We start from the raw sequence: 12894 nt of genomic DNA, 5'->3' as shown, positions 1-12894 counted from the left end.
ATCAGCGGCCAGAACAGCCGCCCCCCTCATTCCACAACACTCTCGGAGCCTCCAATGACAATCGACCTACTTGTGACCCATTCTGGCGGCTTTCATGCGGATGAACTGTTGTCGTCCGTCATTCTCACACATCTTTATCCGCAAGCCGACCTGCGCCGGTCACGCGATCGCGAGATGCTGACACCGGCAGCGAACAAGATCATCTATGATGTTGGCGGCGATTACGATGTCGAAGCACAGATTTTCGATCATCACCAGCGCCCAAGCCCATTGCGCGAAGACGAGCAACCCTACAGCTCGTTTGGTCTGGTCTGGAAACACTATGGCGCGGCGTATCTCGCGGCGCTGGACGTGCCGGCCGATGATATCGAGACCATCCACACGACGTTTGACAAAAAGTTCGTCCTGCCGATCGATCTTCTGGACAATGGCGCCATCGACCCGTCGGTGGCAGGAGAGCTTTCCGTCCTGACCCTGCCGTCTTTGTTGGGAAGCCTGAAGCCGGTGTTTGACGATACATCCCCCACCGCCGATGATGACGCCTTTTTCGCGGCGTTGCCGATTGCGCGGGCCTTTGTCGAAGCCTTCATTCGCAACCTTGCCGCAAAGGCGCGCTCGCAAACCCTCGTTTTAGAGGCCATCGCCAAAGCGGGTACCTCTCCTATTCTCGAGCTTCCTATGGGAATGCCCTATCGCTCGGCGCTTGAGAAAGCGGGCGCAGATCACATGCTGTTTGTCGTCAATCCACGCGGCAAGGACTGGACGCTGAACGGGATAAAACTGTCCGGTGACACCTTTGATCAACGTGCAGACCTTCCGGAAAGCTGGGCAGGACTGACAGACGCCGCACTGGAAGAGGCCTCTGGCGTAAAAGGCGCAAAATTCTGTCACAACGCCCGCTTTATTGCTGTTGCCAACTCTCGCGAGGCCATCCTTGAAATGGCTCGGATTGCAGTGGAGGCCGCCTAGATCCACGTTGAAAGAACCAGAAAACACAGTGCTCCCTTGCCGGTTAAGGCGGGGGGGTGCGACCTTGTACTTGTTGAATGAACGACCATTTACGCATGATCACGTTTAGTTCATCGCGCGTCAAAACCTTTGTTTTCATTTATATTTTTTGACATTCAAACCAAATTTCCAGACAATTCAGACGGTCCGGACTTTCTTATGTGATCCGATCCCAAACACTCCGCGTACTCTCTTTCACCAGCACCGAGCTGGGTTTGATAACATGGAGAGACTTTATGATCCGTCGTACTTTTCTGGCCCTGACATCCGTCGCAGCCCTCGCATCCGCGACCGTTGCATTCGCAGATGGTCACTCGAAAGATATCGTGGATACCGCCGTTGGAGCGGGGTCCTTTTCCACGCTCGTCGCCGCAGTTCAAGCTGCCGGTTTGGTGGACACCCTGAAAGGCGAAGGCCCTTTCACCGTATTCGCCCCGACCGATGAGGCCTTTGCAGCCCTGCCCGAAGGCACCGTTGCGTCCCTCTTGATGCCCGAAAACAAAGATCAGCTTGTATCGATCCTGACCTACCACGTGGTGGCTGGCAAAGTGATGAGCGGCGATCTGAGCAACAACATGATGGCCCCAACCGTTCAGGGCAGTGATGTAAAAATCATGACCGAGGGCGGCGTTACCGTTAATGGCGCAAACGTCATCACCGCAGACATCAAGGCATCAAATGGCGTCATCCATGTGATCGACGCAGTGATCCTGCCGAACTGACCCAAAATCCTTTGGGCGCCGTCCGTCCCGTGACGGTGCCTATATCAGGACAACGCCCCCCACACTTGAAAGAGACACCTCTGATGAAAATCCTCCCCCTTCTGACCGCCGCCTGTTTGCTCGCTTCGCCCAGCTTGGCAGATTTGCACGTAGAATTCGTTGAAGGCGCCCCGAAAGACCGTTTCGTTGTGACCAACACCGGAAACTGCCCGATTGATGCTGCCATGGTCACGATTGATTTAACCGGATCTCAGGGTGGGCTGATTTTCGATGTGACGGGCGCGGGCTCGGGCGTTGAAGTGTTCCAGCCGTTTGAAGTGGTGCTTGGCGGCGACCATATGGTTCAGTTGCCGAACGTGAAAGACGGCGATCAGGTCGTGTCATTGCAGTTGGAAAACCTGGATCAGAACGGCTCTGTCGCGTTCACAATCGATGTGGACGATACGGCGGGCGCGCGTGAAATCACCGTGTCGCGCAGTGAAATGAAAGGGGCCACCGTTTCCGCGAAGGTCGGTGCCAACAACTATTCCGCAGTGATCGGGGATACCCCCAAGGTCACCGTCAAAACGGGTGACTGCATGTCCTAAGCGCCCGAAGACACGCAACCCAGTCCATCTTTGTTGCGTGTCGCCTTGCGGCGTCTCGACGTCTCTGACCACGTGAAAAGGCGTGGCCAAACCCAAACCGTTTCGGCACCCTCACGTGAATTGAATGCGGTTTGATAATTATGCGTTTATAACATCAAATCAAACACATCAGATCCGATTTGCAGGTTGATCGATGTTTGGCCCGCCCCGTCAACCAGGGCCCACATGATTTGTCCTGTGGGGCGATACACCACAAAGGCCTCTTCAATCATATTGTCACCGGAGCGTTCCCCTGCCGGAGTAGAGGTGTGACCGGTATTGATCTGGAACTGATCTGCCGTCGCCGTTGCAATTCCAAACTGCAGGATGTCGCCGCTGGCCGCAGAATAATCCTGTACCCAGTCCGAGCCGTGATCCGAAATACCAATATGGAAAAAGCGATCCGCTCCGTCACCGCCATTCAACAGGTCGTGCCCGAAGCCGCCGTTCAAAAAATCATCGCCAGCCCCGCCAAAAATCTGATCGGCGAAGGCGCTGCCGGTCAGGGTGTCATCCCCTGCCCCTCCGATAACGGTGTCAGCGCCAAAGCCACCAGCAATGGTATCATGGCCCGCGTCCCCGCGCAGCTCGTCATTGCCGTATCCGCCGTCGATCGAGTCGTTGCCAGCGCCGCCATAGACCACATCCCGCCGGTCCTGTGCATCTTCGCCGGCTTGGATCGTGTCGTCGCCTTCGCCACCGATGATCGTATCAGAGCCATTGCCCCCGAACAGGCTGTCGTTGCCGTCGCCCCCGTCAATTCGATCGTTGCCGTCATTGCCGTAAACCGTGTCGCTATCATCACCGCCCAATAACGTATCCGAACCTTCGTTGCCCCAGATCGTATCTTCTCCGGCACCGCCGGACAGGCTGTCATCCCCCGCGCCCCCCGAGAGGCTATCATTGCCGTCATTGCCCTCGATGGTATCTGCGCCCGCGTCGCCAGAGAGCGTGTCAAATCCCGTGCTGCCAAAGATCAGGTCGTCACCGGTTGTGCCGGCCTCCAGAATGGCAGGGCCAAACCAATCGCGGTCAGAGGCATAGACTTCGACCTCATCTCCTGCCGCGAATTCCAAGGGTGTTAGAAGGTAGGCCGACCCATAAGAGCCTTCGTCGCGCGCTGTCGTTACAACGATACCACCAGACCCACCGGCAAATCCTGCAAAGCGCACATTCACGTCGTCGTTAAAGAACAGGATCGATGTACCATCCCAAAGCAGCGTCTCACCTACGGCCAAAAAGTTTGACTGACGGTCCGCCGGTATCTCGCGAATGCTCCCGCCGGTTCCGTGCCCGGATGTTTTCACCAACAGGTCCGCGCTATAGCCGAGACGGATGTTTTCCAATGAATAAACGTTTGTATAGGCGTACCCAGCCATACCGCTGCCCTCCAATAAATTTCTTCAAAAACGTCGCAGGCTGTTTTGGGTCGTGCGCCCGATAGGGCACGATGCAACCGTTTTGACTATCAATCAAGTCACGTGACCATGTCACAGTGCGCGCATCAATCGCTTTGGCGCTTGGACCGAGAGGCACTTACTGGCCTATAATGCCCAAGAGACACAAGGCTAACAGGCTGGTAAACTTGGTGTTTTTGGGCCTCAACCGGCCCAAATGAATGCGCGTTTACAATGCCGGGTTCAGATAGTTCATGATTGCTGTCATCCGGATCATCACCTTACGAATGATATGGGTTGCCCCCATCGTTTCGGTGTAGATCGCCACAGTACCGACAGATCCCGGCCCGAGGAATTTGTTATCGTTTGGGTCGGTGACCGTGATCCGGACCATGAAAGGTTCCGCCGCGACCTGTGTGGCCGCAGCAACGGAACCAGAGACTTGCACCTGCCCTCCCGAAACGACGGGAACAACGCTTTCAACCGTGCCGAAAATCACATGGCCGGGGCGTGTTTTCATGGCCATTTCAACCAACTGACCCGGTTTCACATGACGCAAATAGATCTGGTGGATCTGCGCCACGGGGCGGGTTTCGGCCGTATTCACAAACGCAAGCGATGGCGCCAGCGGAAGGTTCACGACACGGTGCCCAACCGACAGGGCCAAATTCGTGCTGTATCCGTCGACAGGCGCGCGCACGGTGGTTTGGTCCAAGTTCCAAAGGGCCTGTTCCAGACGGGTTTCTGCTTCTGCAACCTTGGCGACTTTACCATCCGGCATGATCGAGCCCAGTTCGGACTCGGCGCGGCGTACCGCAGCACTGGCAGAATCCACTGCGGCTCTGGCCTGATCCAGATCGCTTTCACGGCGTTCCAGACGGTTCTCGGAATAGACGCCCTTTTCGACAAGCTCTTTGTCGTCATCAAATCGCGCTTGGGCGAGATCTTGTTGCGCTGTTGCCTGACGCAGGCTGGCTTCCGTGCTTTTGAGGGCTTCCAGATCCTGATCAGCCTGCGATTTGATCCGGACAAGATTGGCTTCGGCAAGGTCTACTGCCTGCTGAAAAGGGACAGGATCAATGTTGAACAGAACGTCGCCCTGCTTCATCTGGACATTTGGCTTGGTCTGGATATCGACCACCTGTCCCGACACATTCGGAACGATCTGCACCACACGTGTCAGCACACGGGCCTGTCCTGACGGGGCGCCCCACTGCATCGGGATAAACAGGAAGATCGTCAGAAGGACGATCCAAACACCCGTCGTAGACCAGACGGCCTTGGTGTTCGGGATAACCTTCATGCGCATCAGCACGAACAAAAGAGCGACGTAGATCAGGGTAAGAAAGACGATCATTGCGCAGCCTCCCCATCAGCATCAGGGGTTGGCAGTGCCTGACCCGGATAGACATAAAAAGCCCAGACCAGAGCAAGCGGCCAAAAGACCCCCATTGCAATCGCCCCAAGCCATCCCGCCACATTCACCGCTTCTTGTTGGGGATGGTTTCGCTGTTTCGCGATACGCCCCGGTAGCATTGCCAAGAAAACAAAGATTGTGATCACTGTCGCGATCAGCACGACCAACACAATCCACGCAAAAATATCCAATCCGCTCACAAAGAATCCTCCACCCGATAAGGCACGTTACCCCGACACCTGCGTTGTCCAAAGAAAAATAGGACCAGCGGCGCGGGCCTTAACCTCTGCGGCCGTAAAACGTCATCCGTGCTTCTTCTGACAGCGCAACCCCTGGTTCGGTATTATAGGCCAGCACTGCCAGCATGCGCGTGCGGTCCCCTTCGTTTGGGGCCACGCGGTGTATGGAATTACGGCCCCGAAAGATCACAAGCGTTCCAGCGTCTGCATGCAACTGTTGAACCTCTGCACGGCCGTCCAGAATATCCGCAACGACCTCGTATCCCATCTCTCCGGCGTCAGCGTCGCGCACATCGCTCACATATTCAAAGGCCCCGCCCCGTTCCGGCGCCTGCACCATCAACGTGATCGCAAACGAGGAGTTGTCAAAGTGCCATCCCAGTTCCTGTCCCGTTTTGGCAAAGTGCAGATTGATCGACGACAAAGGGTCCGCATATTCATAAAGCGCCTGCTCTCCCAAGACATCGCACAGGAAATCCCTGAAGCTCGCGTCGTTGTAAAGCGTCCGCAAGGCCGAGTCCCGAGGCATCAAATCATCTGTAATGCAGCCCTTTGACGACACAACAAGCCTGTTGCGCGGGTGGTTTTCATCAAGCGCGGGATCAGGCGCACTCAGGTAAACCGTGTGGCGTTCCGTCTTTGCAAAAACCTTGTCCTGATTTTCCTGTCCTTCGGCATGAACCGTGAGAATTGCTTCAGGGGTGACAAACTGCGGCATCACAAGCACGCCGGTTTTGTCATAGGTCGCCTTGCAAGAAGCCCGAAAGGCCGGATCAGAAATGGGATAAGTGCCCAAGTCCAGAATCTCGTTCAACTCCATGGATTGTCCTCTGTCCGTGAAATGCAATTTGGGGTCGGTTCCAGTAGACCATCTTTCCCAACGGACCAAAAGGAATGATGTTGTCCGGTTTTGGGTCTCACACACGTACAGACGTTTTTCAAAGTGAGGATGCCCGCAACTACAGACCGGCGAAAGGGTATCGTCGGTTTGTGTGTCATCTTTCCCCCGACCTCAAAAAAACATTCAAATAAATAAATGTGATGTGCTATCGATGACGTGCATCAAGGTTAACAAACCGTTAACGGACTAAAATTGTGTGCAACCAGAGTGGAGGACTCAGATGACCGTTTATCAACCAATCCTAGACGATACCTACATCCCTTCTGTCGAGTCAGGTGGCACAGCAAATGTAGGGGACATCGCTGCTTTGTCTGACGGTGGCTATGTCCTGACTTGGTATAACAGTGGTTACTACACGGACGGCATTTATCGTGTACGAGCGCAGGTTTACAATTCTGACGGTTCAGAACGCGGCGAAGCCATTGAAATCGCGGCCGGCGATCAGACACTTCTTCCACTGCATCCCTCTGTTGCCGCCGCTGACGACGGTGGCTTTGCAATCGTTTGGCAGGAATATGTTGACTACATTGACGGCTATGGGGGAACGACCGGCATTTTCGGACGCACCTTCGACTCGCAAGGCGTCATTCAAAGCCCGGTTTTCCAAGTTAACACCAATACACTTGGATCCCAGCAATTACCTCAAATCGCGGCCCTCGAAGGCGGAAATTATGCCGTAAGCTGGTCCACAGAGGTGCCCAATGGGCGAGTTCTTCATGCACAGGTTTTCACCAACGAAGGGAACCTTTCCGGCAATGAAATTGTCGTTGAGACATGGGATCGTGGATATCACGTTGAAGGTGCCATTTCAGCGTTGGCCGATGGCGGCTTTGCCGTCGCCTGGCAATCCAGTTTTTCCGGTGACGAAGACTATGAAACAATCTCTGGTGTGCGCGGCCGCGTCTTTGATTCAGACGGGTCTCCTCGGGGCGAAGACTTTCTATTGTATGAGGCCGGAACAGCGAATCAACAAGATGCTTCACTGACAGGTCTGGCAAACGGAAACTTTGTCGCGCTCTGGCATGAAGCAGATGCCGTAAACGAGATTTACGGAAGGATTTTCAGTTCAACAGGTCAAGCCATCGGAGCAGTGTTTAGCCCCTTCGCCGGTGATACGAGCTCGACCAGCGGGGCTGCCACCTCAATCGTTGCTTTGCCTGATGGTGGGTTTATCGCCTCCAGAACCTCCACAATGAACTCTGAGGATTCGACAAGCGAAGTTGTAGCACGGGTATTTAACGATGACGGCTCTGCGCGTGGTGAGACGTTCAATCTGGCCCAAAATCCGGCGGGGCACGAGTGGGGCACTGAACTGGCGGTACTGAACAACGGCGCGTTGGCAACCCTTTGGGGCGGGCAGCAAAACGACCAGTTTCAGATCTTGCTGCACACCCTTTCGGGAACGGCAAACGATGACACGATCTCTGGTACCGACGGGGCAGAATGGTTGTTTGGTGATGGTGGCAATGATCTGTTGTCTGCCGGCGACGAAGACGATTATCTCGAAGGTGGCGCGGGCGACGACACCCTGGAAGGTGGAGATGGTCAGGACACGGCCCTTTTCAACTCTCGAACACACAGTGCCGTTTTTTCAGGGTCTCAGAACGAGTTAACCGTGACAACCGAAGAAGGTGTCGATCTTCTCTCGGATATCGAATTGTTCCGCTTCCGTGATTCAGACGCCCGCGAAGACGACACTTATGATTTTGACGACCTCGCACAGTGGAACTGGCTGTTCGAGGCGGGCGATGGCGGCGAATCCCTTACCGGTGGCAGCGGGCATGACACCCTTATCGGTGGAGATGGCGCCGACGCCTTGTCTGGTGGATTGGGGAATGACGAGTTTCACGGCGGCGCAGGCAATGACACGATAGACGGTGGAACAGGTTTGCTCTCCGGCAGCAATGAACGTGATGTGGTTGTTTACAACAGTGGGCCGAGTGACTTCCTTATTTCAGGAGATGACACAACGCAATTCATCCACCGTGACGGCGAAGTGGACCAAATTACAAACGTGGAACAGTTCCAGTTTCTTCACACGTTCATCTGGAAGAGCCGGCTGTTTAATGAACTCGGCCAACTGATTGTTGGAACCTCGGGTGACGATGTGCTGAACGGTGAATCCCAAGGCGATTTGATGCAAGGCTTGGCCGGTGATGACATGCTGTTTGGCGGGTCTGGTGATAACACTCTGGTTGGCGGTCGCGGTAATGATTTTCTGGGCGGGGCCTGGGGCAGTCAGGATACAGCCGTGTTCGATGCCGCCTCTACTGACATCCACGTCACCTACGATGACCTTATCGACAGGATCGAAATTACTTCTGTCGACGGCGTCGATCAGCTTGAATCCGTCGAGATTTTCGAATTCACCGATACAACGCTGACCTATAACCAGATCCTGGAACTTGTCGGAACGGATCAGACCGGCACCTCGGGCGAGGATACGCTGGATGGTGGGGCCGGCCCAGATACACTCGCGGGAGGCGATGGAAACGATATGTTACGCGGCAACGCCGGTGACGACAGTTTGCAAGGGGGTCTTGGCACGGACACATTGATCGGGGGTGACGGAAACGACACCCTGCTAGGCGGAGAGGGCGAAGGCGATTTGCGCGATGTCATTTACGGCGGCGCAGATGACGATGTTATCCAAGGAAGCCATGGTAACGACGAATTGCGCGGCGACGCTGGAGATGACTCGATAGCAGGAGGTTTTGGTGCTGATACTGTTATTGGTGGCACCGGCAATGACACACTGACAGGGTCGGCCTATGCTGACCAGATGTTTGGCGGGGCCGGCGACGACTTTGTAAACGGTGGCTTTGGTCACGACTTGCTGAATGGCGGGTCAGGCGCAGACCGTTTCTTCCACCTTGGCATTTTTGATCACGGATCGGACTGGGTTCAGGATTATTACGCCGCTGAAGGAGACATCTTGCAATTTGGTAACGCCGCTGCAACCCGCAGCCAGTTTCAGGTCAACACCACCCACACAGCCACCGCAGAGGGCGAACGGTCCGGTGATGACAGTGTGGAAGAAGCTTTCGTGATCTATCGTCCAACCGGCCAAATTATGTGGGCTTTGGTCGACGGGGACGGCCAAGCCTCTATCAACCTGCAAATCGGCGGCGACGTTTTTGATTTGTTGACCTAAAGGGCGCTAAAGGGCGGTTGACTATTGTTGTGCATCTGGCTGCGAGAGATCCTTCACGATCAGCTTGCCGTATTTACGCTCAACCGCCCCTTCGCTTTCCAGTTCCGCCAGAATTTTGGCAAAGCTGCTTCTGGACAAACGGCAGGCCTCGGCCAATTGTTTTTGCGTCAGCGGAATAATTCTGGCCTGTCCAAAGGTCACGGCAATCCGCGACAGCGTGGACAGGCATCGCGCCTTACCGTCAAGCACCATCAGATCGCGCGCAATCTGAATTCCGACCGCTGTGTTCATCACGGCAAGCACCCCCAAAGCCCGCCAGATTTGCGGATGGGTTGCTTCCAAACGTGTCAGATTGCTTTTGGAGACCCGCAACAAGGTGCATTCGACAAGTGCATGCGCGCCAATCAGACGCGGTTTGCCGGTGATCGCCGAGGCTTCTCCGAACCATGCGCCTTGACCGAATACATGCCCGATGGCGACGCCTGTATCCGCATCGTCAACCTGAATGCCCACGGCCCCCTCCGACAGCCCGTAGATACATCCGTCATCATCCCCGAGCGCGTATACATTGGCCCCCTGTTTGACCCGCGACAGCTGTGCACAAGACATCAGACTGTTGGTCAACTCTGGCCCGATGGCTGCGAGCCACGGCGAGTTTTGCGTCAACTCTTCTTGTGCCTTTAAAAGCTGTAACATTTCGTGAACTCCAAAAGTCTCAAATTGGACATTTCAAATCACTCTTTCGGCTTACGCTTTAAAAAACAAGATTTTGACATTCACAATTTTGAAAGCGCGCGCGCAATGAACAACAAATCCTCCTATTTCAAGGCGGTTTCTTTGGGTCTCCTGATTTCGCTTCCGGTGCAGGCCTGGGCAGTCGAGGGTGGTATCGAGGCCTATCTACTTGGAAGCCGGGACAGCATGGCGGGCATGTTGCCGCCAGCGGGCAGCTACTGGAACAATGATTTTGTCTTCTTCAATGGCACGGCCCCAAGCTTGTCCGCAGGGGGCGTGGTCGTCACCGATCCCGAGGTTGATGTCTTTACCTACAAGTTCAATTTCACCCATGTCTTCGATGCGACATGGGGCAACACGCGTCTCGGGCTTAATGTGAACCTGCCCTATGTCTCTGCGAACGGCGTCTATTCGGGCGAGTTGAGTTCGGGATTTTCCGGCACCTTGCATGACACGGGCGAACAGGCCTTGGGGGACATGACGGTCACCCCACTGTTCAACTGGAACAAAGACAAGCTGCACACGACTTTGGCGCTTCAGTTCTTTTTGCCGACGGGCCATTACCAAAGCACCAGCGTTGATGTCGCCAACCGGACGGTTGATGCGTTGAATGCCAGTAAAAACAGGTTTGCCTTTGATCCGACAGTGTCCATGACATGGTTTGATCCTGCGTCTGGCTGGGAAGTGACCGGCGCCTTCGGGATCACCTTTAGTGCGAAAAATGACGCGACAGACTACCAATCCGCGCCCGAGGCCCACCTTGAGGCAACCGTAATGCGCCACCTGCCCAACAAGCTGGCGCTGGGGCTGACCGGATACGCCTATCACCAGATCGGTGACGACAGTGGCGCGGGCGCCGATGCGACCAAGGCGTTGCTGGGCGCAAACAGCCTTGAGGCACGCGTGTTCGGGATCGGCCCCATTGTGTCTTGGTCCACGACAATTGCCAGCACGCCTGTAACCTTCAAGGCAAAGTATATTTCCGAATTTGGCGCAAAGCGTCGATTTGAAAGCGACAAGTTCTGGCTCACAGTAGGAGTGGTGTTCTGATGTTTTTTTCTTTGAAGCCAATGTGCACGGCCGTGGCACTTGTGTGTTCATCTGTGCTTGTAAACGATGCTTGGGCTCAGGATGCGCCGCCGCCCGCCTCGAAACTAAGCCGTGCAGTTGCGCAAAACGACTATATGCAACCGGCCATTCCCCGCCCCGAACAAGATGCTCTGGCTGCTGAAAAGCTTGCCGCATTCGAGGCGAAGACCGGTAAAAAGCCCAACATCCTGATATTCATCGTGGATGATATGGGGTTTGGTGATCCCGGGGTATACGGAGGCGGCGAGGTTATCGGCGCCGCCACACCGCATATTGACGACCTCGCAGCAGAAGGTTTGCGGCTGACGTCGACCTATTCGCAATACACCTGCACCCCAACACGCGCCGCAATCTATACCGGTCGGTTGCCAATGCGCACCGGCCTCATCCGCCCGATCCTTGCGGGTGACAACATCAAACAAAACCCTTGGGAGGGGGAATTGAGCGTCGCGGGTCTGCTCTCGGACGCAGGATACCACACCATGCTGGTCGGCAAGTGGCACATTGGCGAGGGCGAAGGCATGCGCCCCCATGATGTTGGATTTGACGAATTTTACGGGTTCTACAAAGCCCAAAAGGAATACACTCAAGACGTGTACCAGATGCGGTTTCCCGATCTTGTTCTCGATGAAGACAAACTTGCCCGCTATCATTCGATCGGATCGGACAACAACCTGATCTTCGGCCAAAAAGACGGCACCACTCAGGTCATCGAAAACATTGATTCGATTGAGAAAATGGCCGAAGGCGACAAGATGCTGCGCGACTACACTCTCAAGCGTCTGGAAGAGCTGGCACAGGGTGACAAACCGTTCTACCTGTCCCATTCCTTTATGAAACTGCACGCCGACAACTTTCCCAGCAAAGAGTTTGTTGGAAAATCGGCGTCCAAGTTTCCCTACCGCGATAATCTGGTCGAAGTGGACGCCTATGTCGGTGACATCATGGCAAAACTAGAGACGCTGGGCCTCTTGGAAGAGACCTTCGTGTTTTTCACTTCCGACAACGGCCCCCAGATGGATAGCTGGCCGGACAGTGGTTACACCCCCTTTCGCGGGGCCAAGGGCACAACATGGGAAGGTGGCGTGCGCGTGCCCGGAATTGCCTATTGGAAAGGTATGATCGAGCCCGGGCGCACGTCGGATGGTTTGTTTGACCTGATGGACCTGTTCAATACCTCTCTGACCTTGGGCGGTGTTTCATTCGCCGACCTGCCAAATGACCGTTACTATGACGGCGTCGATCAGACTTCGTTCCTGCTGGCCGATAATGGCGAGAGCCTGCGCGAGCATGTCTATAACTGGTTGGGGTCAAAACTGACGGCAATGCGGATGCGGGAATACAAAGCCCATCTGTTTGTCGCCATGGCTCAGGAAAAGTTCCTGTGGATCGATATGGCAACCGTCGTGCCAACCGGTCTCGCCCCTTGGCTTTTCAATCTCTATGTCGACCCGAAAGAAGAATACCCCGTGGGTCATCGTATGAACGCATGGACGGCTTCGCTCGGCGCGGAACTCAAGGCGCACGCCGCGACCTTTAAGAAGTTCCCTCCCAAGGATCTTGGCCTTTGACACACCACACATATAACCTCAACGCTGTGGCCTTG

At 55.1% G+C, this 12894-nt stretch carries 11 protein-coding genes; 6 read left to right on the top strand and 5 right to left on the bottom strand.

The annotated features are described in order from the left end of the window. Positions 1–54 precede the first annotated feature (54 nt). The 3 genes from PH7735_RS06345 to PH7735_RS06335 all read left to right on the top strand — a co-directional run bounded on the left by PH7735_RS06345 (position 55) and on the right by PH7735_RS06335 (position 2317). Entirely contained in the window at positions 55–969 is a 915-nt protein-coding gene (locus PH7735_RS06345; protein WP_058310435.1) for an MYG1 family protein, read from the top strand. A 275-nt stretch (positions 970–1244) separates the two neighbouring features. Then, the gene (locus PH7735_RS06340) at positions 1245–1730 is read left to right on the top strand and encodes a fasciclin domain-containing protein (RefSeq protein WP_058310434.1); all 486 of its coding nucleotides are present in this window, start codon (positions 1245–1247) and stop codon (positions 1728–1730) included. Between the two features lie 83 nt (positions 1731–1813). After that, a complete protein-coding gene (locus PH7735_RS06335) occupies positions 1814–2317 on the top strand; it encodes a hypothetical protein (protein ID WP_058310433.1) in 504 nt (167 codons plus the stop codon). 146 nt (positions 2318–2463) lie between these two features. On the opposite strand, the gene PH7735_RS06330 is transcribed toward PH7735_RS06335, so the two are convergent. The 4 genes from PH7735_RS06330 to PH7735_RS06315 all read right to left on the bottom strand — a co-directional run bounded on the left by PH7735_RS06330 (position 2464) and on the right by PH7735_RS06315 (position 6229). After that, a complete protein-coding gene (locus PH7735_RS06330; RefSeq protein WP_058310432.1) occupies positions 2464–3735 on the bottom strand; it encodes a calcium-binding protein in 1272 nt (423 codons plus the stop codon). Between the two features lie 247 nt (positions 3736–3982). Next, positions 3983–5110, bottom strand: coding sequence for an HlyD family secretion protein (locus PH7735_RS06325; RefSeq protein WP_058310431.1), 1128 nt, complete (start codon positions 5108–5110; stop codon positions 3983–3985). Next, positions 5107–5370 (bottom strand): DUF3302 domain-containing protein, encoded by a 264-nt coding sequence (locus PH7735_RS06320; RefSeq protein ID WP_058310430.1) that lies wholly within the window; start codon positions 5368–5370, stop codon positions 5107–5109. The genes PH7735_RS06325 and PH7735_RS06320 overlap by 4 nt, the downstream gene beginning before the upstream one ends. Positions 5371–5449: 79 nt before the next feature. Then, the gene (locus PH7735_RS06315; protein ID WP_145865274.1) at positions 5450–6229 is read right to left on the bottom strand and encodes a HalD/BesD family halogenase; all 780 of its coding nucleotides are present in this window, start codon (positions 6227–6229) and stop codon (positions 5450–5452) included. Between the two features lie 301 nt (positions 6230–6530). On the opposite strand from PH7735_RS06315, the gene PH7735_RS06310 reads away from it, so the two are divergent. Further along, complete coding sequence (locus PH7735_RS06310) at positions 6531–9464, top strand: calcium-binding protein (RefSeq protein WP_058310429.1); 2934 nt, start codon at positions 6531–6533, stop codon at positions 9462–9464. 21 nt (positions 9465–9485) lie between these two features. Here the strand turns inward: PH7735_RS06310 and PH7735_RS06305 are convergent, their stop codons facing one another. After that, complete coding sequence (locus PH7735_RS06305) at positions 9486–10160, bottom strand: Crp/Fnr family transcriptional regulator (protein ID WP_058310428.1); 675 nt, start codon at positions 10158–10160, stop codon at positions 9486–9488. Positions 10161–10265: 105 nt separating this feature from the next. Here PH7735_RS06305 and PH7735_RS06300 point away from each other — a divergent pair, with 105 nt between their 5' ends. Together PH7735_RS06300 and PH7735_RS06295 are read left to right on the top strand one after the other, a co-directional pair. Further along, a complete protein-coding gene (locus PH7735_RS06300) occupies positions 10266–11249 on the top strand; it encodes a SphA family protein (protein ID WP_145865273.1) in 984 nt (327 codons plus the stop codon). Beyond that, positions 11249–12859 (top strand): arylsulfatase, encoded by a 1611-nt coding sequence (locus PH7735_RS06295; RefSeq protein ID WP_058310426.1) that lies wholly within the window; start codon positions 11249–11251, stop codon positions 12857–12859. Before PH7735_RS06300 ends, PH7735_RS06295 begins: the two co-directional genes overlap by 1 nt. Positions 12860–12894: the final 35 nt, after the last annotated feature.

The organism is Shimia thalassica (genome assembly GCF_001458215.1).
GTDB classification, from domain to species: domain Bacteria; phylum Pseudomonadota; class Alphaproteobacteria; order Rhodobacterales; family Rhodobacteraceae; genus Shimia; species Shimia thalassica.
Note: the sequence above shows the minus strand (reverse complement) of the source record. Positions and strands in the feature narration are given on the sequence as shown.